This is a genomic window from Methylobacterium sp. D53M, from assembly GCF_053345625.1.
In genome coordinates, this window is the sequence record NZ_JBKFAL010000002.1 from 297,377 (window position 1) to 322,510 (window position 25,134).

Sequence of the window (25,134 nt, forward strand, 5' to 3'; positions counted from 1 at the left end):
CCGCGTGGCCAATTCTCTGAGCTGTGATCACGACGGAGACGGGATCTTAATCCCGGCCGACGGGACAGGTCGCGTCCTTTGTTCCCTGGATCGCGTTGCCGCCCTTCATCCGCGCTGATACGCCGGATGTCGCTTTATCGCCGCCGATCGTGCGCGACCCGATGGATCGCGGCCCGGCGCGCGGTCGCGAGGGCGCGGCGAAGCGGCCCGCGAGCGGTCAGAGATCCGGGGGGACGCCATGACCAGCACCGTTTCACCGAGCCCGATCCCGTCGCCGGCGGAGGGCCGGGCCGAGGACGGGCGCGCGGCCCGGTTCTGGCCGGACGTCTGGTGGCGGCTGATCGACTTCAAGATCGGCATCATACCGCTCCCGATCTTCGTCGTGCTGGCGATCCTCCTCACCGTCCTGGTCCAGGAGGGCGAGATCAAGCCCGACGGGCCGACCATGATCGCCGTGCTGGTGATGGGCGGCTTCACCTGCGCGGAGATCGGCAAGCGGATCCCGATCCTGAAGAACATCGGCGCCGGGGCGATCTTCGCGACCTTCATCCCCTCGGCGCTGGTCTACTACGCCCTGGTGCCGCCGCAGATGGTCAAGGCGATCACCGATTTCACCAAGTTCACCAACTTTCTCTACATCTACATCGCCACGATCATCGTCGGCTCGATCCTCGGGATGGACCGCGAGGTCCTGATCAAGGGCTTCCTCAAGATCTTCGCGCCGCTCGCCCTCGGCTCGGTGGCGGCGGCCCTGGTCGGGACGCTGGTCGGCACGCTCCTCGGCCTCGGCCCCTACAAGACCTTCTTCTTCATCGTCGTGCCGATCATGGCGGGCGGCGTCGGCGAAGGGGCGATCCCGCTCTCCATCGGCTACGCGGCGATCCTGGGGATGCAGCAGGGCGTGGTCTTCGCCCAGGTGCTGCCGCCGGTGATGCTGGGCTCCCTGACCGCGATCATCCTGTCGGGCACGCTCAACTCCGTCGGCAAGCGCTACCCGCACCTCACCGGCGAGGGCCGCCTCCAGCCCGATTCGGACGGCATCAAGTCGAGCGACGCCCAGGCCAAGGCCGAGGCGGCCAAGGGCCAGATCGATCCCGCCACGATCGGTGCGGCCGGGCTCACGGCGATCACCCTCTACCTGCTCGGCGTCATGGCCCACCACCTCGTCGGCCTGCCGGCGCCGGTGGCGATGCTGTTCCTCGCCGTCCTGGCGAAGCTCGCCAGCGCGGTGTCGCCCCATCTCCAGGCCGGCGGCTTCGTGGTCTACAAGTTCGTCCAGGTCTCGATGACCTACCCGCTGCTCTTCGCCATCGGCGTCGCGCTGACGCCCTGGCACGAGCTGATGGCGGCCTTCACTCTGGTGAACCTGATCACGATCGTGTCGACCGTCGTGACGCTCATGACGGTCGGCTTCTTCGTCGGCCGCTGGCTCGGCATGTATCCGATCGAGACCGCCATCGTGAACGCCTGCCACAGCGGCCAGGGCGGCACCGGCGACGTGGCGATCCTCACGGCGGCGAACCGCATGGCCCTGATGCCCTTCGCGCAGATCGCCACCCGCATCGGCGGCGCGCTGACGGTGACCGGCACGATCGTCGCCATGAAGTGGATCGGTGCCTGACGGGCACCCGGAAAGGACGTCGTCATGGCCGGTGATCCCGGGGCCGTCGGGGCCACGCTCAAGTCGCGGATCGGCGCGATCCTCCGCTCGACGAGCGGCAACTTCCTGGAGATGTTCGACTTCTTCCTGTTCGGGTTCTACGCCACCTACATCGCGCGGGCGTTCTTCCCCTCGGGCAACGAGACCACCGAGCTGCTCCTGACCTTCGGCACCTTCTGGCTCGGGGCGCTGATGCGGCCGCTCGGGGCGATCGTGCTCGGCGCCTATATCGACCGGATCGGCCGCCGGAAGGGCCTGATCATCACCCTCGCCATCATGGCGAGCGGCACGGTGCTCATCGCCTTCTGCCCGAGCTACGACACGATCGGGGTTGCGGCCCCGCTGATCGTGCTGGCCGGGCGCCTGCTGCAGGGCTTCTCGGCGGGCGTCGAGATCGGCGGCGTCTCGATCTACCTGTTCGAGATCGCCACGCCGGGCCGGCGCGGCTTCTACACGTCGTTCCAGTCGGCGAGTCAGCAGGTGGCGATCATGTTCGCCGCCCTGATCGGCTACGGGCTGAACGCGTTCCTGACCAAGCAGCAGCTCGGCGATTTCGGCTGGCGCATCCCGTTCTTCATCGGCTGCCTGATCGTGCCGTTCATCTTCTTCATCAGGCGGTCGCTCCAGGAGACGCAGGAATTCGCCAAGCGGACCCGCCACCCGACCACCCGCGAGATCCTGACCACGGTGGCCGCCAACTGGCGGATCGTGCTGCTCGGCATGATGCTGACCACGATGACGACGGTGACGTTCTACATGATCACCGTCTACACCCCGACTTTCGGCAAGAACGTCCTCAAGCTCACCGAGACCGACAGCCTGATCGTGACGCTGTTCGTGGCGATCACCAACTTCGTCTGGCTGCCCGTGGGCGGAGCCCTGTCGGACGCCATCGGCCGCAAGCCGGTGCTGCTGACGATCTCGACCCTGTCGCTGCTGACGACCTACCCGGCGCTGCACTGGCTCGTGGCCGACCCGACCTTCGGCAAGATGCTCGCCGTCGAGCTGTGGTTCTCGTTCTTCTTCGGAGTCTACAACGGCGCGATGGTGGTCTCGCTCTCGGAAGTCGTGCCGGCCCATGTCCGCGCCAGCGGCTTCTCGCTGGCCTACAGCCTCGCCACCGCGCTGTTCGGCACGGCGACGCCCATGGTCTCGACCTTCCTGATCGAGAAGACCGGCGACCGGGCGGCGCCGAGCTACTGGCTGATGGCGGCAGCTGCCTGCGGCATCGTCGCGACGCTCGCCCTGTTCCGCGTCCGGCCCGGTCTGGAGCGCGTGCCGGCTCACGCCTGAGGGTCGGGGGGCCCTCAGCTCTCCTGCCAGATCCGGATCCGCGCCTTGAAGGCAGCGCGGATATGGGCCCGGGCCGCGGCCTCGGCGGCATCCCCGTCGTGGGCCCGGATCGCCGCCACGATCGCGGCGTGCTCGGCAAGCGATTCCGCGGCGCGGTCGGGCGCCGCCAGCGTGGTGGCGCCCGGGAGCAGCACCAGCGACAGGCGCATCGTCTCCAGCGTGCCCTGCAGGAAGCGGTTGCGCGCCGCCCCGTGGATCTGGCGGTGGAACAGCCGGTTGGTCCGTGCCAGCGCGGGCGCGTCGCCGAGCAGCGTCCGGTCCCGGGCGACCATCTCCTCCAGAATCTCGGTCTCGACCGTGCTGGCGTGGATCGCCGCGAGGCGCGCGGCCGTCCCCTCCAGCACCTCGCGCAGGTCGTAGAGCTCGCTCACCTGCCCGTAGTCGAGCTGCGCCACGCTGGCGCCCCGGTGCGGCTCGTGGGCGACGAGTCCCTGCGCCTCCAGCCGGCCGAGCGCCTCGCGGACCGGCGTGCGGCTGATCTGGAACCGCTCGGCAAGCTCCGCCTCGCGCAGGCGGCTGCCGGGGGCGAGCTCGCCCTCCTCGATCGCCCGCAGCAGCCGCTCGTAGGCGCCGGCGCCGCTGGAGCGCTCCGCTTCGCTAGCCTTCATGTCCGGCTCTCCTCGGCTCGGCCATAGCGCGAAAGCGTGACGCCTGAAACGCTTGCGAAGAATTGCATGCAAACGTATACAATGCTTCGAGAGCAGCTGTTGGAGAGGAGGCAGGCATGCAGCGTCCGGACGATGCGCCGTGGGATGTGGTGGTGGTCGGCTCGGGCAACGCCGCCATGAGCGCCGGTCTCGCCGCCCTGGAGCGCGGCACCTCGGTGCTGATGATCGAGAAGGCCGAGCGGGACCTCGCCGGCGGCAACACCGCCTACACGGCCGGGGCCATGCGCTTCGTCTACGCGGGCAACGACGACCTGATCCCGCTGCTGGTCGATCCCGAGGACCCGCGCCTGCCGCGGACCGATTTCGGTGCCTACACGGCACAGAAATTCGAGGCGGACCTGCTCGGCTTCAACGACGGGCGGCCGCTCTCGCGCGAGCAGCGCATCCTGATCGACGAGAGCGGCGCGGCCCTGCGCTGGCTGGCGACGCAGGGGGTGAAGTTCGAGCCGATCTACTCCCGTCAATCGTTCGAGAAGGACGGGCGCTTCGTGTTCTGGGGCGGCCTGACGCTCGCCACTCACGACGAGGGCTTCGGCCTCGCCCGGGCCGAGCTAAAGGCCTTCACTCGGGCCGGCGGCGAGATCCGCTACGGCTGCCCGGCCCGGGGCCTGATCGTGGAGGACGGGCGTGTCGTCGGCGTGGAGACGCCGCAGGGTCCGGTCCGGGCGACGTCCGTGGTGCTGGCCTGCGGCGGCTTCGAGTCGAACGCCGCCCTCCGGACACGCTTCATCGGCGAGGGCTGGGACAAGGCCCGGGTACGCGGCACGCCCCACAACCAGGGCGACGGGCTACAGATGGCGCTCGACCTCGGCGCGAAGGCCCACGGCTTCTACGGTGGCTGCCACGCCACGCCGATGGACCTGCACACCCCCGATTACGGCAACCTCGAGCTGCCGCACGGCGAGCGCAAGCACTACCGGAAGATCTGCTACTTCCTGGGCCTCATGCTGAACGCGGACGGCGAGCGGTTCGTCGACGAGGGCAAGAATTTCCGCAACTACACCTACGCCCAGTTCGGCCGCTCGATCATGGAGCAGCCCGGGCACGTGGCGTGGCAGATCTTCGACGCCAAGGTCGATCACCTGCTCTACAGCGAGTACCGGTTCCACGACGCGCACTTCGTCGAGGCCGACACCCTGGACGGGCTCCTCGACAAGCTCGAGGGCATCGACCGCGCGGCGGCGCGGCGGACCATCGCGGCGTTCAACGCCGCCGTGGACGAGAGCGTGCCCTTCGACCCGACCGTGAAGGACGGGCGCAGCACGAAGGGGCTCGCCCTGCCGAAGTCGAACTGGGCGCAGACGATCGAGACCGGGCCGTTCAAGGCCTACCCGGTCACGGGCGGCATCACCTTCACCTACGGCGGCGTCGAGGTCGGCGACGACGGCGGCGTGAAGCGCGCGGACGGCGGCGCGATTCCCGGCCTCTACGCCTGCGGCGAGATGGTCGGTGGCGTGTTCTTCAACGGCTATCCCGGCGGCTCGGGGCTGACCTCCGGCGTCGTGTTCGGCCGCCGCGCCGGCTACGGCGCCGCCGCGAGGGCGAAGGGCTGAGGTCAGCGGCGGAGCGCGACCGAACTCCTCCGATGCGGGGAGGGAAGCCGCGCGATCGTTCCCCAGCGGCCCATCGTCCCCTGTCCGCCGCCCCGGCGCGGGCGTAGAAGCCCAGCCATGCCCGCCCGACAGGCCGTTTTCACCATCTCCCGCGGCGTCCCGTTCCTGCCGACGCTCGCCGAGGCGCTGCTCTCCGGCCGCCTGGTCGGGCCGGTGGCGGACGATCCGCTGGCGCTCGCCTCCGTCACGATCTACCTGCCGACCCGCCGCGCGGCCCGGGCGCTCGGCGCGATCCTGGCCGAGAGGCTCGGCCGGGACGCGCCCGGCCAGGCGACGCTGCTGCCGCGGATGGTGCCGCTCGGCGAAGCCGACGAGGCCGAGCTCGACCTCGCCGCCGAGCCGCTGCTGGAGGAGAACGCCGATCCCCTGAGCATCCCGATGCCGCCGCTGGAGCGCCGGCTGATCCTGGCCCGCCTCGTCCAAGCCTGGGCCAGGACCGTCGACCGGACGCTGCTGCCGCTGGACGCCGAGGTGCCGTTCCTGGTGCCGTCCTCCCCCGCCGACGCGGTCGGGCTCGCCGGCGATCTCGAGCGCCTGATGGACGCGCTCACCGTCGAGGGCCTGCCCTGGTCGGAGATCGGCGCGGCCGTCGAGGCCGAGTATTCCCGCTACTTCGGCCTGACCCTCGACTTCGTGAAGATCGCCGCCGAGAACTGGCCGAAGCTCCTGGCCGAGCGGGGCCTCGCCGATCCGGTCGCCCGCGCCCGCGGGCTCGTGCTCGCCGAGGAGCGGCGCCTGTCGCGCGGCGCGACGCCGGACCCGGTGATCGTCGCCGGCTCGCTGGGCTCCGTCCCCGCCACGGCCCGGCTCATCGCCGCCGTGGCCAAGCTGCCCCACGGCGCCGTGGTCCTGCCCGGGCTCGATCTCGACCTCGACGCGGCCGGCTGGGACGGCATCGACACCGGCGAGGGTTTTTCCCGCGTGATCGCGCACGGCCATCCGCAGGCGGTGCTGCACCGGTTGCTCGGACCGGAGAACCTCAACCTCGACCGCGCCGAGGTCGTCGCCCTCGGCGAGCCCGACCCCGGCCAGGCGGCGCGAGCCGCGCTCCTGTCGCAGGCCCTGCGGCCGGCCGATACCACCGACGCGTGGGCCGCCCTCGACCCGGCCGAGCGCGACACCGTCGCCCGCCTCGGCCTCGAGGGGCTCGCGCTCGCCGAAGCGGCCGACGAGCGCGAGGAGGCGCTGGTCGCGGCGCTGGCGCTGCGCGAGACCCTGCAGACCCCCGGTGCCACTGCGGCGCTCATCACGCCCGACCGCGGGCTTGCCGGCCGGGTCGCCGTCGAGCTGCTGCGCTGGGGCATCGTGGCCGAGGATTCCGCCGGGCTGTCCCTGGCCGTGAGCCCGGCCGGGCGTCTCGCCCGGCTCGCGGCGGAGCTCGCCGCCGACCTCGCCCGCGATCAGGCCGACGCGATCCCGGCCCGGCTGATCGCGCTGCTCTCCCATCCGATGGTCCATCTCGGCCTGCCGCGTCCCGACGTGGTCCGGGGCGCGGCCGCCCTGGAGATCGGATTGCTGCGCGGCCCCGTTCCGGCCCCGGGCTTCGACGGCCTGCGCAAGGCCCTCGCCGCCGAGCGCGCCGGGCCGCCCGAGCACCGGCCCCGGGCCAAGCGCCGCCTGAAGGACGTCGACTGGGAACTGGCCGCGGACCTCCTAGACCGGCTGGATCTGGTGTTCCGGGATTTCCCGGGCCCGGACGGCGCGGGCGATTGCGACCTCGTCACCACGGCCACGGGTCACCGTGAGGCGTGCGACCGGCTGATCGCCGGGCCGGAGGACGGTCCCCCGGTCGAGACGGACGGATCCCTGTCCTGCCTCGACGCCCTGTTCGACGACCTAGAGATGGCCGAGCCCGGCCTGATGCCGGGGCGGTTCGACGACTACGCCACCTTCTTCACGTCGCTCGCCCGGGAGCGCAAAGTCGCCTGCTCGGGCGAGGCGCCGCATCCGCGCCTGCGCATCCTCGGGCTGCTGGAGGCGCGCCTGCTCTCGGTGGATCGCGTGGTGCTCGGCGGGCTGGACGAGGGCGTCTGGCCGGTGCGCACGCTGACCGACTCGTTCCTCAACCGGCCGATGCGCGAGCGGGTCGGACTCAACCCGCCCGAGCGGCGGATCGGGCAGATGGCCCACGACTTCGTGCAGGCGCTCGGCTGCCGCGACGCGGTGATCACCCGGGCGCTGAAGCGGGAGGGCGCCCCGACCGTGCCGTCGCGCCTGATCCAGCGCCTGCGCGCGCTCTCGGGCGACGCCCGCTGGGACAGCGTCCTGCACGCGGGGCGCCGGCTCGCGGGCCTCGCCGCGCGGCTCGACGCGGCGCCGCCGGAGCCGCGGCTGAAGCGCCCCGCGCCGAAGCCGGACCCGGCACTGTTCCCGCGCTCGCTCAGCGTCACCGAGATCGAGACGCTGGTGCGCGATCCCTACAGCATCTTCGCCCGCCACGTGCTCGGACTGGACCCGCTCGATCCGCTGGCGGCGGCGCCGGGCGTCGCCACCCGCGGCTCGCTCGTGCACGACGTCTTCGCGGAATTCGCCGCCCGCCATCCCAAAGACCTGCCGCCGGATTCAGCCGAGCGGCTGCTGAACCTTGCGGTGAACGCCTTCGGCGAGATCGAGGCGGAGTACCCGAACCTCTACGCCGAGTGGTGGCCGCGCTACGAGCGCATGGCTTCGGCCTATCTCGACTGGGAGACCCAGCGCCGGCCCGGCCTGACCCGGGTCTACCCGGAGGTCTCCGGGCGCTGGGCGATCCCGATGGGGCGCGAGACCTTCACGCTGCGCGCCCGGGCCGACCGGATCGAGCTGCGGCCGGACGGCACCGCCTGCATCGTCGATTACAAGACCGGGACGCCGCCCTCGGGCAAGGTGATCTTCTCCGGGTTCTCGCCGCAGCTCACCCTGGAGGCGGCGATGCTGATGCACGGCGCCTTCGCTGATCTGCCGGCCGTGAAGACGACGCCGGATCTGCTCTACGTCCACGCCTCCGGTGGCCGGAAGCCCTTCGTCCCGATCCCGGTGAAGCCGCCTCGGGGCGAGGAGCGCGGGGTCGAGCAGATCGTGGCCGAGCACGCCGCGCGGCTCCGGGGTCTGGTGGCCCGGTTCATGACCGGCGAGGCGGCCTACACGGCGCGGCCCTACCCGCAATACGCCAGCCGGTACGGCGCCTACGACCACCTCGCCCGGGTGCTCGAATGGTCGCTCGCCGGGGACGAGGGCGGGGAGTGACCCCGCCCGGGCCCTCATCCTGAGGTGCCGAAGTGCAGCGGAGGTCTCGAGGAAGCCTCCCGATATCGCCGCGGTTCCGGGGGACTTCTTCGAGGCGACTGCGCCGCACCTGAGGATGAGGTGACCCGGTGGGAGGCGCGTCCTCCGCGCCTCAGAAGAACGCCTGCAGCCCCGTCTGGGCCCGGCCCAGGATCAGGGCGTGGACGTCGTGGGTGCCCTCGTAGGTGTTCACCGTCTCGAGGTTCTGGGCGTGGCGCATCACGTGGTACTCGCCCATGATGCCGTTACCGCCGTGCATGTCCCGGGCGGTGCGGGCGATGTCCAGCGCCTTGCCGCAATTGTTGCGCTTGACCAGCGAGATCATCTCGGGCGCCATCTTGCCCTCGTCCATCAGCCGCCCGACCCGGAGCGAGGCCTGGAGGCCCAGCGCGATCTCGGTCTGCATGTCGGCGAGCTTCTTCTGGACGAGCTGGGTCTGCGCCAGGGGCCGGCCGAACTGCTTGCGCTCCAGCGTGTAGGTGCGGGCACGGTGCCAGCAATCCTCGGCGGCGCCCATCGCGCCCCACGAGATGCCGTAGCGCGCCCGGTTGAGGCAGCCGAACGGCCCCTTCAGGCCCGAGACGTTCGGCAGCAGCGCGTCCTCCCCGACCTCGACGCCCTCCATGACGATCTCGCCGGTGGTGGAGGCGCGCAGGGACAGCTTGCCCTTCAGCGTCGGGGCGGACAGGCCCTTCATGCCCTTCTCGAGGACGAAGCCGCGGATCGCGCCCTCGTGCGCGTCGGACTTCGCCCAGACCACGAAGACGTCCGCGAAGGGGGCGTTCGAGATCCACATCTTGGCGCCGGAGATCCGGTAGCCGCCGTCGATCTTCTCGGCCTTGGTCTTCATGCCGGCCGGGTCCGAGCCGGCATCCGGCTCGGTGAGGCCGAAGCAGCCGATCCACTCGCCCGAGGCGAGCTTCGGCAGAAACTTCTCGCGCTGCTCCTCCGAGCCGTAGGCGTGGATCGGGTACATCACGAGGGAGGATTGGACGCTCATCATCGAGCGGTAGCCGGAATCCACCGCCTCGACCGCCCGCGCCACGAGCCCGTAGGCCACGTACGAGGCGCCCGCGCAGCCGTACTCCTCGGGGAGGGTCACGCCGAGCAGGCCGAGCTCGCCCATCTTGCGGAACAGGCCGGGATCGGTCTTCTCGGAGGCGTAGGCCTCCACGATCCCGGGCAGCAGCTGCTCCTGCGCGAAGCTCTGGGCGACGTCGCGGATCGCCCGCTCGTCCTCGGTGAGCTGATCCTCCAGCAGGAAGGGATCGTCCCAGACGAAGCGGGCCGAGGCCGGGGCCGACGGGGAGGCGCTGCCCGGAGGGCGCATCGGAGCGTTCATCGAGATTCCTCGCCTGCAGGGTGGCGCGGGTCTTCGCGGCCCGCGCGCTTGACCCTACCCTAGACCCGCGCGCCGCCCGGTCCAACGCGCGCGGTGACGCCGGGGCGCCGCCGTCACGCGCGGCCGAGGAGCATGAGCCAGAGCAGCGTGGTGAGCGGCGCCAGCAGCGTCGAGACCAGGACCGAGGCCGCGACCATGCCGGTCTCGGTCCGGTAGCGCGCCGCCAGCAGGTAGGCGTTGATCCCCACCGGCATGGCGGCGAACAGGGTCGCGACGCCCGCGTAGGCGGCCGGCATCGCGAAGACGTGGAAGGCCAGGACCCAGACCGCCAGCGGGTGCAGGAGGTTCTTCAGGAGCGCGATCAAGAGCGCACCCTTGAGGTCGAACAGCACCCGGTAGCGCTTCAGGCCGGCGCCCAGCGCCACCAGGGCGCAGGTGGAGGCCGTGCCGGCGAAGGCGTCGATCAGCGACTGGGCGATGCCGACCGGCGCGAGGCCGAGGGCCTTCATGGCCATGCCGATCAGCAGCGCCACGAAGATCGGGTTGCGCAGCAGCACCAGGGCGAGCCCGCGGATCCGCGCCAGGACCGGCAGGCCGGAATCGGACTCGATCAGGAAAGTGGCGCTGCCCATCATCAGGGGCAGGTGGACGGCCAGCAGCATGAACAGCGGGAAGGCGCCCTCCTCGCCGTAGGCCTGGAGGATCATCGGGACGCCCACGAACACCGTGTTCGACTGGCTCGCCGCGAAGCCGTGGAGGATCGCACCCCGGCGCTCGATCCCGGCCCGCCGCCGGGCGATCAGCGTGCCGACGGACCACGAGATCGCCGCGCCGCCGAAATACGCGACCCAGTAGGACCACGCGATGGTCCCGCTCATCCCGGGCTTGGTCAGCGTGGCGATGATCAGCGCCGGGACGGCGACGGCGAAGACGTATTCCGACAGCCCGTCGCTGACCTTGTCGGAGAGGAGCCCCGCGAGGGCGGCGGTCCAGCCGATCAGGACGATCCCGAAGATCGGGGCGATGATGGCGAGGGCGTTCACGGGGCCGGCGGGAGCGGGGGCTGATGCGCGGGGGGAGGACTCGGCCCATAGCACGCCCGCGCGCCGCGTCGCGCCCCGTCGGAAGCTGTGCTGGCATGCCGGACGAGAGGGGGAGGATCACCGCGCCGCCGAGCGCCCTGCGGTCGCCGCGGCGGTGCGGGCCCTCATCGCCGGCACCCGGCAACGCGCCGGCCGCGAGACCGTCGACTTCCCCTCCGTCACGATGGCCGACAGCGGCGCGTGACGGCGCCCGCGCCGCCTACTTGTTCTCCAGCACCTGGATCGGATCCGTGCGCTGGCTCGCAGGCGGTTCCTTGGTCAGGTTGGCGCCGCCCTCCCGCTGCACCTTGACGTCCTTCGGCGCACCCGGCCCGCCCACCGCGCGGCCGCCCTCGGCGCTCTGGGTCGGCACCGTGCCGGACGCCAGTTCCAGGCAGGTCACCATCTCGACGTAGGAGGGGAAGCCGCCCGCCTTGAACTGGTTCTGGCACTGGCTCTTCGCGGCGGGCGTGTAACTGCTCCAGTGGCGCTCAGCCTCCTTCTTGGCGTCGCGCTCGGAGCGGATGCAGCCGTCGTAATTCGCCTTGTCGCTGATGCTCGTGTTGGCGACCTGAGCCGACCGGCAGGTCCGCTCGACGTCGAGATCGGGCACCGCGTCGGCCCGGGCGGAGGCCGGCGCGAGCGCCAGCATGAGCAGCGCGAAGGTGCCGGGGACCATCGTGCGGGAACGGGTCGTCATGTCGTCAGACTCGCGATCTGTGGCGGTTCGCGCCGCCGGAACTGCCGGCACAACGCGCCAGGAGCCGGTTCGGCACCAAGCGCCCGCGACGATCAGCCCGCGTGGGCGCCGCGCAGGGCCTGGTCGAGATCGCCGTACAGGTCGTCCGTGTCCTCGATGCCGGTGGACAGGCGTAGCAGGTCCGGCGGGCAGGGGCTGCCCGGGCCTTCCACCGAGGCGCGGTGCTCGATGAGGCTCTCGACGCCGCCGAGCGAGGTCGCCCGCTTCCAGAGCCGCACCCGCGCCGCCGTGGCGATGGCGCCGGCCTCGCCGCCGGCGACCCGGATCGACAGCATGAAGCCGAACCCGTCCCGCATCTGCCGGCAGGCGACCGCGTGGCCGGGATCGTCCGGAAGGCCCGGGTAGAGGACGCGGGTCACGTGCGGGTGCCCGCTCAGGCGCCCGGCGAGGCGCAGGGCGCTCGCCGCCTGCGCGGCCGCCCGCAGGTGCAGGGTCCGGAGCGAGCGCATCAGCAGGTAGGCCTCGAACGGCCCGAGGATCCCGCCGCTGCCGGCGCGGATCCCCCGGATCCGCTCCCAGAACGCGTCGGCCCGCGCCCCCGCCAGCACGCCCGCAACCACGTCGGAATGACCGTTCAGGATCTTGGTGGCCGAGTGCATCACGATGTCGGCGCCGAGTTCCAGAGGGCGCGTGTGCACCGGTGAGGCGGCCGTCGAATCGACGGCGAGCCGCGCCCCCGCCGCGTGGGCGATCTCGGCCGCCGCGGCGATGTCGGTGACGGTCCAGAGCGGGTTGCCGGGGGTCTCGATCCAGACGAGCTTGGTCCGGCCGGGCTCGATCGCGGCGCGCAGGGCACCCGCGTCGTCCGTGTCCACGAAACTCAGTGTGAGGCCGCGCCGGGGCGCCTCCTCGCGCAGCCAGCGCTTCAGCGCCCAGTACATGACCGTGCCGGCGACCACGTGGTCGCCGGGCTCCAGCGCGCCGAACACTGCGGTCGCCGCCGCCATCCCCGAGCCGAACAGCAGCGCGCCGGCGGCGGCGCCCTCCAGCATCGCCAGGACCGATTCCGCCTCGCGCACCGTGGCGTTGTCGGGCCGCGCGTAGCTGTAGCCGGAGCTGTAGCCGTTGTCGGGATCGCGGATGAAGGTGGTGGCGACGTGGAGCGGCATCACGACCGCCCGCGTCTCCGGCTCGATCCGGCCCATGGCCTGGGCGGCGAGGCTCCGGCGCGTGTATTCCGGCTCGGCGTCGCTCCGGGTATCCGACGGACCCTGCGGCGCGTAAGGCTGTGACATCTGGCGATTCTCGGCGGATGGAGACGGGCGCGTGCCACGGCGCGCGGGTGCCGGCAAGCCGCGCCACATGCCGGGCCACATGTCAGGCCACATGCCGCGCCCCGTGGAGACAGACGATCATGACCGCCGCCACACAGGTCCCCGAGGGATCGCCCCTGCCGCGCTGGCTGCGCCTCGCCGCCGCGATCCTGCCCGTCGCGGCCACGGCCGCCGTCGGCTCGGTGTCGACCCAGGCGGAGATCCCGGGCTGGTACGCGAGCCTGAACAAGCCGGCCTTCAACCCGCCGAACTGGGTGTTCCCGGTCGCGTGGACGATCCTCTACACGATGATCGCGGTCTCCCTCTGGCGGCTGCTCGGCGCCATGCCGCGCACGGGACCGAGCCGCCAGGGCTGGTGGCTCGCCCTCGCGGCGTTCGTGGTGCAGATCGCGCTCAACGCCGCCTGGACGCCGGTCTTCTTCACCGCGCACGCGATCGGCGCCGGCCTGATCGTCGTCGCGATGCTGCTGGTGATGGTGCTCTGGACGATCCGGCTGACCTGGCGGTTCGACCGGCTCGCGGCGTGGCTCCTCGTCCCCTACGCGGCCTGGGTCGCCTTCGCGACGCTCCTCAACGCCGCGATCCTGCGGATGAACTGATTTCCAATTCCGGTTCGGTTTCCTTCCGTCATCGCGAGCGAAGCGACCCAGTGCAGCGTTACCTCGGTCGGCGTGGCGCAACTGGATTGCTTCGCTGCGCTCGCAAGGACGGTCAGGGCAATCCGGACGCCGTCAGGCGTACGGATCAGTGCAGGTCCTTCGTGAACGCCGCGAAGGCGCGCGGATCTCAGGACACGTGCTCGGGCTTCTCCTCGCCGGCCGGCTTGCCGTCGTCGCGGGCGCGGTGCAGCAGGAAGATCGCGAACACCATCGTGAGGATCAGACCCGCCAGCACGCCGAGCTCGATCATCGAGGCCTGGAACAGCGCCTGCTTCTCCGGCGACCAGTCCTTAGCGTGCATGATCTCCGACGATTGCAGGGTGATCACCAGAACCCGCCGGATCGAGGCGATCAGCCCGACGATCAGGAACGGCTCGCAGGTCAGCGTCCCCGACCGCATCGAGACCCGGACCGTGTGCAGGATCTCGATCAGCATCAGCAGGAACAGCAGCCGGTCGATCACCTCGAGGATCTGCTGAGCGCCGCCGAGCGCCCGCATCGCCTCCCAGGTCATGCCGGCGGCCTCGATCAGCGCCACGAGGGCGGTGAGCGCCAGCAGGATGCCGAGCGCCGCGTAGATCGCGTGCTCGGTGTGCAGGAAGATCGCGCTGGCGACCTTCGTCAGGCGTCCCTGGTCTTCTGAGTGTTCCGACATCATTCCCCCCTGGAATGCGCCGAGACGATCAGCTTCCGGACCGCGCGTCCAGTGCGGCGACGCTTGTGCTCGATCGATCGGGATCGGGGGTGGCGTTACGTCGCTGCCGGCGGCCGGGGCCGCTCAGTGGAAGAACGGCAGGGCGTGCGGCGCGAGGTAGCCGAAGCCGAGCAGCGCCGCCCCGGCGAGGCCCAGGAAGCCGCCGGCGAAGACCAGCAGGCTGATCCCGGTGATGACCTCGGCCGAGGCCAGCACGATCCCGATCTGGAAGGCCGCCGAGGCCAGCTCGTAGTGGTGGTAGCGCAGCAGCGCGAGGTCGCGCCGGCCCTCCGAGGCGCGGGCCTTCTCGGACAGCTCCTTGCGGCCCTCGCCGGTCGACGGCTCCGAATCCCAGCGCGCCAGCGTCTTCGACCACTCGGCGCGCTTGGCGGCGATGGCCTCCTGGTTCGGTCCCGGGGGCACCAGCGCCAGGGCCTCGTCGGCGGTCTTGAGCACCGTCGCGCGGATCGTGCGGGCCTGGAAATAGGCCCACTGGTTCGCAGCCTCGACGTTGGCGCCGATCGAATCCGTCTGGGACGCTTTGCCCAGTGTCTCGCTGAACGCGAGGAACAGCGCCAGCACCGAGATCAGCAGCGCCACGCGCTTGTTCGACCCCTCGACCGCCCCGTGACCACCCGACATCGTCTCGCTCGTCTCCGTTGATTCGGCGGGGCCGAGTCACAGCCCATCGCGGCGCGCGACGCAATCCGCGACGCAATCCGCGACGCAATCCGCGACGCAATCCGCGCCGCCGATCCGGCACCCGCTCTCCGCGCCGACCCGCTCTACTCCGCGGCGATCCGCGGCGGCGGCGGGTGCCCGTCATTGGCCGGATGGGCCGGATCGAAGGCGGGGGCATCCTCCGGATCGTCGCGCTCGCCGATGAAGCGGCCGAACAGCCGCGTCAGCAGGCGGGACAGGTCGTCCATCAGCACAAAGATCGCCGGCACGAAGACGAGCGACAGCACCGTCGAGACGATCAGGCCGCCGATCACCGCCACCGCCATGGGCGAGCGGAACTCGCCGCCGATCCCGTAGGCCATCGCGGAGGGGACCATGCCGGCCGCCATGGCGATGGTGGTCATCACGATCGGCCGGGCGCGCTTGCGGCCGGCATCGACGATCGCGACGTTCCGGTCGACGCCGGCGCGGATCTGCTCGACGGCGAAGTCCACCAGCATGATGGCGTTCTTGGTCACGACGCCCATCAGCATCAGGATGCCGATCACCACCGGCATCGAGATCGGCATGTGGCAGATCAGCAGCGCCAGGATCGCGCCGCCGATGGAGAGCGGCAGCGAGAACAGGATGGTCAGCGGCTGCAGGAAGTTGCCGAACAGCAGGATCAGCACGCCGAAGACCATCATCAGGCCGGCGCCCATGGCCAGCGCGAAGCCCTCGAAGACCTCGCCCATCACCTCGGCGTCGCCGGTCTGGCTGATCGTGACGCCCGGCGGCAGGTTCTTGGCAGTCGGCAGGTTCATCACCTGGCCGATCAGCGCGGCGAGCGCGTCGGTGCCCTGCATGTCGCCCTCGAGCGCGACGCGCACGGCGCGGTCGTAGCGGTCGATGCCGGTCGGGCCCTGGCCGAGGCTGATGTCGGCCACGGTCGCGAGCGGGACGGCCGTCCCGCCCTTCACCGGCACCTTCAGGGTCTCGAGGTCGGAGAGCCGGCTGCGGACGTTCTCGGGGAGCTGCACGCGGATCGGGATCTGCCGGTCCGTGGCGTTGAACTTGGCGAGGTTCATGCCGATGTCGCCGATCGTCCCGACCCGCACGGTCTCGGCGATGGTGTCGGTGCTGACGCCGAGATCGGCCGCCACGGCGGGCTTCGGCCGGATCCGGACCTCGGTCCGGTCGAGGGGGGCCGTCGACATGACGTTGACGAGGTGCGGGACCTGCTGGGCCTCGCGCTGGAGCTTGGCCGCCGTCTCGGCCACCACGGCCTTGTCGGGGCCGGCGATGATCAGCGCGAGGTCGCGCTGGCCGCCCTCGCGCAGGGCCCAGAAGCGCAGGTCCGGCTCCTCCCGGAGGATCGCCGCGACCTCGGCGTCGATCTGCTTCTGCGTCTTGTCGCGGGCGTTCTTCGGCGTGAGGTTGATGGTGAGGCTCGCGAGGCGCACCTCCTTCTTGGCCGGCAGCTGGCGGCCGCCGTCCACGAACACGCTCTTCACCTCGGGCAGCGCGCGGATCTTCTCCTCGATGCGGTCGGTGACCCGGACCGTATCCTGGAGCCGGGCGCCCGGCGGCAGCTCCACCACGAACAGGGTGCGGGCCTGGTCCTCGGCCGGCAGGAAGCCCGCGGGCAGCAGGCCCGTGGAGGCGATGGAGCCGGCGAAGCACGCGAGGCCGAGCACCAGCGTGATGAACTTGTGTCGGACCGACCACGCCACGAGGCGGGTGTAGCCGCGCATGACGACGCCGTCCCGCTCGTGGTCCGGCCCGTGGTCGCGCAGGAAGTAGGCGGCGAGCAGCGGCGTGATCAGGCGCGCCACGAGCAGCGACATGAACACCGCGGCCGCGATGGTCAGGCCGAACTGCTTGAAGTACTGGCCGGCGATGCCGCCCATGAACGACACCGGCGAGAAGATCGCGATGATCGTCGCCGTGATGGCGATGACCGCGAGGCCGATCTCGTCGGCGGCCTCGAGGGACGCGCGGTAGGGCGACTTCCCCATCCGCATGTGCCGGACGATGTTCTCGATCTCCACGATCGCGTCGTCCACCAGGATGCCGGTGACGAGCGTGATCGCCAGCAGGCTGACGGCGTTGAGCGAGAAGCCCAGGGCGCTCATCACCCAGAAGGTCGGCAGCACCGAGAGGGGCAGCGCCACCGCGGCGATCAGCGTCGCGCGCCAGTCGCGCAGGAACAGCAGCACCACCACGACGGCGAGGAGGGCCCCCTCGATCAGGCCCATCATGGCCGAGTGGTAGTTGCCGATCGTGTTGACGACGCTGGTGTCGATCAGGTCGAACCGGACGTTCGGATTGGCCGCGTGAAGCGCCGCGATCTTCTTGGCGACGCCCACCGACACGTCGGCGTCGCTGGCGCCGCTGGCGCGGGAGATCGCGAACGCGACCACCGGCTCGCCGTTGAAGCGCGCGAAGGTGCGGGGCTCCTCGGCGGTGTCCGATAGGGTCGCGAGCTCGTCGAGGCGGACCTTGCGGTTGCCCGGCACCACGATGGAGGTCTTGGCGAGCGTCTCGAGACTCGCCGAGGCGGCGAGCGCCCGGATGGACTGCTCCTGGCCGCCGACCTCGGCCCGGCCGCCGGCCATGTCGGCCGAGGTCAGGCGCAGCTGCCGGTTCACGTCCGCGGCGGTGATGCCCAGCGCCAGCAGGCGGTCGGGCTTCAGGGTGACGCGGATCTCGCGGGCGACGCCGCCGAGGCGCTCGACGCCGCCGACGCCCTTCACGCTCTGCAAGCCCCGGGCGACGACGTCGTCCACGAACCACGACAGGTCCTCGGGCGTCATAGCGGGCGCTGAGGCGCCGTAGACCATGATCGGCAGGCCGGCGATCTCCACGCGCGAGACGATCGGCTCGTCGATCGTCCGCGGCAGGTTCTGGCGGATCTTGGCGATCGCGTCCTTGACGTCGTTGGTCGCCCGATCCTGGTTCACCTCCAGGCGGAACTCGATCGTGGTGGTGGAGGTGCCCTCCGTGATCGTCGAGAGGATGTGCTTGACGCCCTTCACGCCGGCGACCGAATCCTCGACCCACTTGGTGACCTGGGTCTGGAGTTCGGCGGGCGCGGCGCCCGACTGGGTGATCGTCACCGAGACGATCGGGATGTCGATGTTGGGGAACCGGGTGATCGGCAGCGCGCGGAAGCTCACCAGCCCGAGGATCATCAGGACCAGGAACAGGACCACCGAGGGCAGGGGCCTTCGGATCGCCCAGGCGGAGACGTTGAGGCGCATGGCCGGATCCTTCGACTCGTCCTACCGCGGGGCCGCGTCGGCGATCGGCGTGCTGGTGGGCGCCGGCACGGGGCGCACCCGGTCGCCGTCGCGCAGGAAGCTCCCCGCGCGGGCCACGACGCTCTCGCCGGCCGCGACGCCGGAGCGGAGCTCGGTGAAGCCGTCGGCCGAGAGCCCCGCGGCCACGGGCCGCGCCTCGACGCGCCCGTCCTTCACCACGAGGACGCTGGCGCGGCCGTCGGCCGCGTAGAGCAGGCTGGAGACCGGCACGGCCACGCCGGTGCGGCGCGCGATCTCGACGTTGCCGCGCGCGAAGGCGCCGATGCGCAGGGCCGGATCGTCGCCGAGGCGGATGCGCACCTTGCCGAGCCGCGTCGCCCGGTCGACCTCCGGGTAGACCCGGCGCACCTTGCCGGCGAGGCGGCGGCCATCATCGAGGTCGAGGCTCGCCGGGTTGCCGACGTGGATGCGCGCCAGCGACGTCTCCGGCACCTCGCCTTCCAACTCTATCTCGCCCCGGGCGATCAGCCGGAACAGCGGCTCGCCCACCGCGGTGGCTGTGGCGCCGATCCGGGCGGTGCGGCGATTGACGATGCCGGCCTCCGGCGCCCGGATATCGGTGCGGGCACGCCGCAGGGCGATCTCGGCGCCGGCCGCCCGGGCGGTGGCGAGGTCGGCCTGCGCCGATTGCAGGCCGCCCCTGGCGGCGGCGAGGCGCCCTTCCGCCCCCTGCGCCGCCGAGACGCGCTGTTCCAGCACGGCCGCGGTTGCGTTCCCGGTCTTGGCGAGCGCCTGGGCGCGCTCGAGCGCCTGCTTGGCCTCCAGGTTGGCGGCCTCCGCCTGGACGATCTGGCTCTGGGCCTGGACGATCGCCGCCTCGGCCCGGGCGATCGCCGCGGCGTTCGACGCCTCCTGGGTGACGATCATCTCCAGCGACAGCTTGGCGAGGACCTGCCCCTTGGTGACGCGGTCGCCCTCCTCGACGAGGAGATCGGTGATGCGCAGCCCCTCGACCTCGGGGGAGACGAGGATCTCGTCCCGGGGGACCAGCGTGCCGGTGACGACGGCCCGCTCGACGATCTCGCGGTTCTCGGCGGGCACGACGGTGACCGCGGGCGCGATGGCGGCGGCGTCGGGAACGGCGGCGGTCTCGACGGCCCGGGCCGGCGCGCCGGCGAGGATCGCGAGCCCGCACAGGAGAGTGAGGCGGGGCGCGCGCCAACGGACGGAGTTCACGACGGGGGCCTCGCAAGCGGCGCTGGACTGGTATTGCCTCTCCCTCGCTGGGCAGGTCGGCGTTTTCATGGCGAGCCACTCCACCGGAGGTCGAGCATAGCGCCATCCGGCGGGGCCGTCGCCGGGCCTCGCGCCGCAGGTGATCGGGGCGGCCGGAGCGCGGCCGTTCACGGCGCTCAACCTGCAACCAGCCACGAATAGCGACGTTAATAGGCCGATGGTCTTCTCGGGACCGGGGAGGGGTCGATGAGCATTTTTCAGATTAGGCAGAAGAAGAGCGGCGCGGTGCTCTGGACGGGGGCGGCCGACGACGAGCAGACGGCCCTCGACGCCATGGCGCGCGAGGCGGGCTATCGCGACTTCTCGTCCCTGCCGGACACGATCCGCGCCGACGGGATCGAGGCCGCGAAGCTCGACCTGATCTCGTGAGTCCGGACATGAGTGCGGACTGAGGCACCCGCGCCGGCGCGGCGACCGCCCGCTCCGTCGCGGCCCGGCCGTTCAGAGATCCGCGATCAGGGTCTGGATCGTCGCGGCGCAGGTCCGGACCGCGTCCGGGTCGTGCAGGCCGCCGATCACCGATGGGTCGATGGCGCGGGCCGCCGCGATGAGGCCAGGCCACGCCGCGGCCGAGGGCCAGCCGGGATGAACGATCGCGGCCCCGAGCCGGGCCAGCGCCTCGGCCTTCTCGGTCTGCTCCCCGTAGGCACGCTCCTCCGGGAGGCAGACGAAGCGCTTCCGCTGCGCGGCCGCCAGGGCGACCACGCCGTCGCCGCCGCCGCCCACCAGCAAAGCCGCTCGCGCGACCCGCGCCTCGACGTCCGGGACCCAGCCGTGCAGGTGCAGGTTGCCGGGGACGGCGCCCGAGCCTGATACCGGCCCCAACACGTGCCACGGCCGGTCCGGCACCGCCCGCGCGGCCGCGGCGAGATCCGCGAGGTCGCCCCCCGCGCCGCCGCGGCCGAACACGACCACGATCTCGCGGCTCGCCTCGGTCGGGGCCTGCGCCGGCGCGCCGAGGAAGCCCGCGTAGTGCGTCTTGGCCCGGACCCAGTCCGGCACGGCCGCGCCGTCGAGCGCCGCGGGAAACGGTGCGAGCAGCCGCGTCGCGCCGCGGAAAGCCTCCAGATGCGGCCGGTCGGTCCGGGTCCCCGCGAGCCGCACCACCAGGGTCGGCACCGACAGGAGGCGCGCCAGGAGCGCCACCTCCACCGAGACGTCGACGACCAGGAGGGCCGGCTCGGCCCGCTCCGCCCAGGCGGCGATGCGCGCCATCCGCGCGCGGACCCCCGGATGGTTGAGCGGCGCGTAGTGCAGCGCCTCGGGCCGCTCGGTCGCGCCGTCCCGGCCGTCGAAGGCAGCGTCGCCGAGGGGGCGGTCGTCGGGCAGGTCGACGGTGTCGAGGCCGGCGGTGTCGAACCCGGCCAGCGTCCCGAGGATCGTGCAGGGCCGGTCCAGGGCGCGGGCGACAGCCCGGGCCCGCTGGAGATGGCCGGCGCCCTGGTGATGGACGTACCAGCCGATGCCGCGGGTCACGCGGCGTCCCTCAGGGATGACGCGAGGGCGTCGAGATCGGCGACCGCCTGGTCGAGGGCGCAGTCCCGCGCCGGCGGGCTGCGCGACTCGAGGATCCGGTCGGCCCGCTCCACGAAGGCGATGTCGTTCGGGCAGGCGCCGACGGCGGCGAGGTCGTCGGCGTCGAGACCGAGCCGCGCGCAGGCCGCGGCGCGGGCCTGCGGGTCGAGGTGGAAGGCCCGGCGCAGGGCCGCGCGGCGCAGGATCAGCGCCTGCCAGTGCGCGGCCTCCGGCAGCAGGTAGGCCTCCCCGTCGAGGACGCGGGTCCGGCGCAGCATCTCGGTGGCCATGCCGCCCGAGACCCGCCCCTGGTGGCGGGACGAGACCAGCACCTGCACGTCCGGGCAGTGGCGCACGCGCGCGCCGTTGGCGCGCAGCAGCCCGACGAGGGCGTTGTCCTCGCCGCAGGGCAGCGCCGGCAGCCCGCCGACCGCCCGGTACAGGATCGCGGGAACGGCGAGGCTCGCGCCGGTATGGTCGCCGTGACGGGGGGCGGGATCGTAGGGCGGCGGGTCGAGCAGATCCTCCAGGCGTCGGACGCCGGACCAGTAGCGCTCGATGCGCGCGTGCAGGTCCGTCAGGGCGGGGTCCGGCGTGCCGTCGTCGTCGATCACCAGCCGGCCACCGACGATGTCGGCGGCCTCCAGCGCGCGGAGATTGGCCGCGACCCACTCGGCCGGCAGGCGGGCATCCGCGTCGGTGGTGAGGAGGATGCCGTCCGGCTCCCCGTCCGCCTCCAGCCAGTCGGCCCCGGCATCGAGCGCCATGCGCCGCGCCGTGCCGACATGGGCGTCCGCGCCGCCGAGCTCGACCGCGATCAGCCGGAGGGTCAGGGTCGCGAGGATGCCCGAGGCCTCGACGTCCCGCACCGCCTGGACGGTCCCGTCCGTGCAGTTGTTGGCCAGCACCACGACGCGCAGGGGCGCCCGCGCCGAGACGCCGTTCTGCGCGGCCAGGGAGGCGAGCAGGCGCGGCAGGCGCTCGGCCTCATTCCGGGCGGGGATGCAGACGACGCAGGGCGGTGGGGCCGGATGGTCGGCGTCGGTGGTCATGGCAGGTCTCCCGTGGCACCCTCGTGCGCCGCGGAGGTCGGGGGCGGCCCGTCATGCCGCTGGGCTCCGGGCTCGGGTGCGGATTGCGGCGCGCGGATCCGCGCCGTTCAGCCGCGTCCTCCGGCGACGCGCAGGGCCGGCCGTGCCCGCTCGGCGCAGCGCGCGATCACGGCGTCGTAGGCCTCCAGGTAGCGCCCGGTCATGGCGGCGGCGTCGTAGAGCGCCTCGGCGCGGTCGCGGCAGGCCCGGCGCGACAGGCCGGCGGCCTCCCGGATCGCCACCGAGAGATCCTGCGGGTCGTCCGGGCGGGCGAGGCGGCCGCAGGACGCGTCCAGGATGTCGGGCATTGCGCCGCGCCGGAAGGCGGCGACCGGCGTGCCGCAGGCCAGGGCCTCCGCCACGACGAGGCCGAAGGGCTCCTCCCAGCGGGGCGAGACGATCGCCACGCGGGCCCGGCCGAGATGATGGGCGAGGTCCCGGTGGGAGAGATGGCCGAGATGCGTCAGGTCCGGCCCGAGACGCGGGGCGATCTCGGCGGCCCAGTAGCCGGGATTGAGCTTGGGACCCGCGAAGATCAGCGGCAGCCCGGCGGCGCGCGCCGCGTCGATCGCGAGGTGCAGCCCCTTCTCGGGCACGATCCGGCCCGACCAGAAGGCGAAGGGCGTATCGTCGGCAGCGTGTGAGAACGCGAAGGTAGAGAGGTCTACGCCGTTGTCGACCACCTGGGCGCCGGGCACGAGATGCGCCCATTCCTGCGCCAGCGACGGGGACACCGCCAGGAAGGCCATGTCGGGGTCGGCCTGGACGACGCCGCCGACCAGGGAGTCGAAGGGCGGCGTGTGCAGCACGGTGACCCAGGGCAGGCCGAGCCGGGCGCTCTCGCGCAGCGGCAGGGCGTGCAGCGCGTTGTTGTGGACGAGATCGAAGCCTCCGGCCGCGACCATCTCCATCATGCGCCGGTAGGCATCCTCCTCTTCCCGGTCGATCGCCTCCTCCCGCTCCGGGTCGAGGAGCGCGTCCCCGGTCGGATCGCAGAGCATGACCGGGTCGAGCGCCGGGTCGGACCCGCGGCTCGCGAACAGCGTGACGTCGTGCCCGTGCCGCTTCAGCGCGACGGTCAGGAGATGCGTGTGCATCTCCAGGCCGCCGGCGTAGGGCTGGCCGATCGGGTATTTCAGATGTGCGAGGACAGCGATCTTCACGCGCGCACCGAGTCCGGTTGGGTGGGGATTTCTGCCGCCCGCAGCGGCGCGAAAGGACTTCTTTCCGCAGCGAGGGTGGCGGGGATCATGCCGAATATTTCTTCAACAAGCGTTGCGTTGACGGGGTCGGAGCGACGACGAACGCGACGCTTGCCGGCTTCCTAAGCGCGGCGGCCTGAACCATTGATGATCGACATCCGCGGGTGACCGTTCACGCCGCGGCGCGGCACGCCTCCGGGCTGCCCCGCGGACACGCGGTCGCGGAGCCCCGATCGGCCTGTTAGGCTGCGCGGCCGCGCCGGCCGTGGCGCCGTCAGGGGAGGGGTGTCGATGGGGCTTCCGTTGGGGCTGAGCGTGTTCGCCGTGGGCTTGGCGGTGCTGGCGATCATCACCCTGGCCGCGGGCGTGAAGATCGTGCCCCAGGGCCACGTCTACACGGTGGAGCGCTTCGGCCGCTACGCCCGCAGCCTCGACGCCGGCCTCGGCCTGATCACGCCCTTCGTCGAGCGGATCGGCCGCAAGGTCAACGTGATGGAGCAGGTCATCGACGTGCCGAGCCAGCAGGCCTTCACCCGCGACAATGCCGGCGTCACCATCGACGCGGTGGTGTTCTACCAAGTGCTCGACGCGGCCCGCGCCTCCTACGAGGTCTCGAGCCTCGACCTCGCGGCCACGACCCTGACCATGACCAACATCCGCACCGTGGTCGGCTCGATGGATCTCGACCAGCTCCTCGCTCACCGCGACGAGATCAACGAGCGCCTGCTCCGGGTGATGGACGCGGCGGCCTCGCCCTGGGGCGTCAAGATCAACCGGATCGAGATCAAGGACATCGTGCTCCCGGCCGACCTCGCCGGGGCGATGGCCCGGCAGATGAAGGCCGAGCGCGAGAAGCGCGCCTCGATCCTGGAGGCGGAGGGGCAGCGCGCCGCCGAGATCCTGCGGGCCGAGGGGCGCAAGCAATCGGCGATCCTGGAGGCGGAGGGCCGGCGCGAGGCCGCGTTCCGCGACGCGGAGGCGCGGGAGCGCTCGGCCGAGGCCGAGGCGGCGGCGACCGGGATGGTCAGCCGGGCGATCGCCGAGGGCGACATCGCGGCGGCGAACTTCCTCGTGGCCGAGAAGTACGTCGACGCGGTGCGGGCGATCGCCACCGCGCCGAACCAGCGGGTCGTGGTGGTGCCGATCGAGGCGGCGGCCCTCGCCGGCACGCTCGGCGGCATCGGCGAGCTCACCCGCACGGTCTTCGGCGACGGCGCCGCCGCGCCCCGGCGCACCGGGACCCCGCCGAACGTCGCGGCGCCGCGGGCCTGACGCCGGTGACGCTCGATTCCCTCGCCGGAACCCTCGGGGCCCTCGGGGCGGCCTGGAGCTGGGTCATCGCCGGCCTCGTGCTCGCCGGTGCCGAGATCCTGCTGCCCGGCGTGTTCCTGATCTGGCTCGGCCTCGCCGCCGTCGCGACCGGCCTCGCGGCCGCGGCGCTGCCCATGCCCTGGCAGGGCCAGACCCTGCTGTTCGCCGGTCTCGCCGTCGCCCTGGTGGCGCTCGCGGCGCGCCTCCAGCACCGCGGCAGGCGGGCCGGTCCGGACCTGAACCGCGCCGACCGCGGCCTGATCGGGCGCGAGGGCGTGCTCGACGAGCCGATCGTGCGCGGCGCGGGCCGGATCCGCTTCGACGACACGCTGTGGCGGGTCGAGGGGCCCGACCTGCCCGCCGGTCGCCGGGTGCGCGTCACCGGGATCGGCGGCACGGTCCTGCGGGTGGAGGCGGCCTGAGGACCGCG

20 protein-coding genes are annotated in these 25,134 nt (G+C 72.2%); 8 read left to right on the forward strand and 12 right to left on the reverse strand.

Features of this window, described 5'->3' with window-relative positions:
• Positions 1 to 238 precede the first annotated feature (238 nt).
• Together ACLBYG_RS05680 and tcuC are read left to right on the forward strand one after the other, a co-directional pair.
• Positions 239 to 1,621, forward strand: a complete 1,383-nt coding sequence (locus ACLBYG_RS05680; RefSeq protein WP_056531483.1) for a 2-hydroxycarboxylate transporter family protein — start codon at positions 239 to 241, stop codon at positions 1,619 to 1,621.
• Positions 1,622 to 1,645: 24 nt separating this feature from the next.
• Positions 1,646 to 2,953: an MFS transporter gene (tcuC, locus tag ACLBYG_RS05685; protein ID WP_020090801.1), complete on the forward strand. Its 1,308-nt coding sequence runs from the start codon at positions 1,646 to 1,648 to the stop codon at positions 2,951 to 2,953.
• A 14-nt stretch (positions 2,954 to 2,967) separates the two neighbouring features.
• Here tcuC and ACLBYG_RS05690 read toward each other — a convergent pair whose 3' ends face one another.
• A complete protein-coding gene (locus ACLBYG_RS05690; protein ID WP_056531487.1) occupies positions 2,968 to 3,621 on the reverse strand; it encodes a GntR family transcriptional regulator in 654 nt (217 codons plus the stop codon).
• A 116-nt stretch (positions 3,622 to 3,737) separates the two neighbouring features.
• Between ACLBYG_RS05690 and tcuA the strand changes: the two genes are divergently transcribed.
• Entirely contained in the window at positions 3,738 to 5,234 is a 1,497-nt protein-coding gene (tcuA, locus tag ACLBYG_RS05695) for an FAD-dependent tricarballylate dehydrogenase TcuA (protein WP_447680847.1), read from the forward strand.
• 117 nt (positions 5,235 to 5,351) lie between these two features.
• Positions 5,352 to 8,516 (forward strand): double-strand break repair protein AddB, encoded by a 3,165-nt coding sequence (gene addB / locus ACLBYG_RS05700; protein WP_447680848.1) that lies wholly within the window; start codon positions 5,352 to 5,354, stop codon positions 8,514 to 8,516.
• Positions 8,517 to 8,667: 151 nt separating this feature from the next.
• On the opposite strand, the gene ACLBYG_RS05705 is transcribed toward addB, so the two are convergent.
• The 4 genes from ACLBYG_RS05705 to ACLBYG_RS05720 form a co-directional block, all read right to left on the reverse strand.
• Positions 8,668 to 9,897 (reverse strand): acyl-CoA dehydrogenase, encoded by a 1,230-nt coding sequence (locus ACLBYG_RS05705; protein WP_100250576.1) that lies wholly within the window; start codon positions 9,895 to 9,897, stop codon positions 8,668 to 8,670.
• A 113-nt stretch (positions 9,898 to 10,010) separates the two neighbouring features.
• On the reverse strand, positions 10,011 to 10,940 hold the full coding sequence (locus ACLBYG_RS05710) for an AEC family transporter (RefSeq protein ID WP_447680849.1): 930 nt from the start codon (positions 10,938 to 10,940) through the stop codon (positions 10,011 to 10,013).
• Between the two features lie 259 nt (positions 10,941 to 11,199).
• Positions 11,200 to 11,679: a hypothetical protein gene (locus ACLBYG_RS05715; RefSeq protein ID WP_100250577.1), complete on the reverse strand. Its 480-nt coding sequence runs from the start codon at positions 11,677 to 11,679 to the stop codon at positions 11,200 to 11,202.
• 92 nt (positions 11,680 to 11,771) lie between these two features.
• Positions 11,772 to 12,974: a trans-sulfuration enzyme family protein gene (locus ACLBYG_RS05720; RefSeq protein WP_447680850.1), complete on the reverse strand. Its 1,203-nt coding sequence runs from the start codon at positions 12,972 to 12,974 to the stop codon at positions 11,772 to 11,774.
• 119 nt (positions 12,975 to 13,093) lie between these two features.
• Here ACLBYG_RS05720 and ACLBYG_RS05725 point away from each other — a divergent pair, with 119 nt between their 5' ends.
• Complete coding sequence (locus tag ACLBYG_RS05725; protein ID WP_091979357.1) at positions 13,094 to 13,612, forward strand: TspO/MBR family protein; 519 nt, start codon at positions 13,094 to 13,096, stop codon at positions 13,610 to 13,612.
• 187 nt (positions 13,613 to 13,799) lie between these two features.
• Here the strand turns inward: ACLBYG_RS05725 and ACLBYG_RS05730 are convergent, their stop codons facing one another.
• From ACLBYG_RS05730 to ACLBYG_RS05745, 4 genes are all read right to left on the reverse strand, one after another.
• Positions 13,800 to 14,327: a phosphate-starvation-inducible PsiE family protein gene (locus tag ACLBYG_RS05730; RefSeq protein WP_043712027.1), complete on the reverse strand. Its 528-nt coding sequence runs from the start codon at positions 14,325 to 14,327 to the stop codon at positions 13,800 to 13,802.
• A 123-nt stretch (positions 14,328 to 14,450) separates the two neighbouring features.
• Positions 14,451 to 15,008 carry a DUF4337 domain-containing protein gene (locus tag ACLBYG_RS05735; RefSeq protein WP_020090790.1) on the reverse strand — a complete coding sequence of 186 codons (558 nt, stop codon included), beginning with the start codon at positions 15,006 to 15,008 and terminating at the stop codon, positions 14,451 to 14,453.
• A 143-nt stretch (positions 15,009 to 15,151) separates the two neighbouring features.
• Entirely contained in the window at positions 15,152 to 18,289 is a 3,138-nt protein-coding gene (locus ACLBYG_RS05740) for an efflux RND transporter permease subunit (protein WP_447680851.1), read from the reverse strand.
• 21 nt (positions 18,290 to 18,310) lie between these two features.
• Entirely contained in the window at positions 18,311 to 19,594 is a 1,284-nt protein-coding gene (locus ACLBYG_RS05745; protein WP_447680852.1) for an efflux RND transporter periplasmic adaptor subunit, read from the reverse strand.
• Positions 19,595 to 19,771: 177 nt separating this feature from the next.
• Between ACLBYG_RS05745 and ACLBYG_RS05750 the strand changes: the two genes are divergently transcribed.
• Complete coding sequence (locus tag ACLBYG_RS05750) at positions 19,772 to 19,954, forward strand: hypothetical protein (RefSeq protein ID WP_091676367.1); 183 nt, start codon at positions 19,772 to 19,774, stop codon at positions 19,952 to 19,954.
• 72 nt (positions 19,955 to 20,026) lie between these two features.
• On the opposite strand, the gene ACLBYG_RS05755 is transcribed toward ACLBYG_RS05750, so the two are convergent.
• The 3 genes from ACLBYG_RS05755 to ACLBYG_RS05765 form a co-directional block, all read right to left on the reverse strand.
• Positions 20,027 to 21,061, reverse strand: coding sequence for a glycosyltransferase (locus tag ACLBYG_RS05755; protein ID WP_447680853.1), 1,035 nt, complete (start codon positions 21,059 to 21,061; stop codon positions 20,027 to 20,029).
• A complete protein-coding gene (locus ACLBYG_RS05760; protein ID WP_447680854.1) occupies positions 21,058 to 22,152 on the reverse strand; it encodes a glycosyltransferase in 1,095 nt (364 codons plus the stop codon). The genes ACLBYG_RS05755 and ACLBYG_RS05760 overlap by 4 nt, the downstream gene beginning before the upstream one ends.
• Before the next feature lie 107 nt (positions 22,153 to 22,259).
• Positions 22,260 to 23,354 carry a glycosyltransferase gene (locus ACLBYG_RS05765; RefSeq protein WP_447680855.1) on the reverse strand — a complete coding sequence of 365 codons (1,095 nt, stop codon included), beginning with the start codon at positions 23,352 to 23,354 and terminating at the stop codon, positions 22,260 to 22,262.
• Between the two features lie 330 nt (positions 23,355 to 23,684).
• On the opposite strand from ACLBYG_RS05765, the gene ACLBYG_RS05770 reads away from it, so the two are divergent.
• Both ACLBYG_RS05770 and ACLBYG_RS05775 read left to right on the forward strand, forming a co-directional pair.
• The gene (locus ACLBYG_RS05770) at positions 23,685 to 24,665 is read left to right on the forward strand and encodes an SPFH domain-containing protein (RefSeq protein ID WP_056531508.1); all 981 of its coding nucleotides are present in this window, start codon (positions 23,685 to 23,687) and stop codon (positions 24,663 to 24,665) included.
• 5 nt (positions 24,666 to 24,670) lie between these two features.
• Positions 24,671 to 25,126 (forward strand): NfeD family protein, encoded by a 456-nt coding sequence (locus ACLBYG_RS05775; protein ID WP_056531510.1) that lies wholly within the window; start codon positions 24,671 to 24,673, stop codon positions 25,124 to 25,126.
• The last annotated feature ends 8 nt before the right edge of the window (positions 25,127 to 25,134 follow it).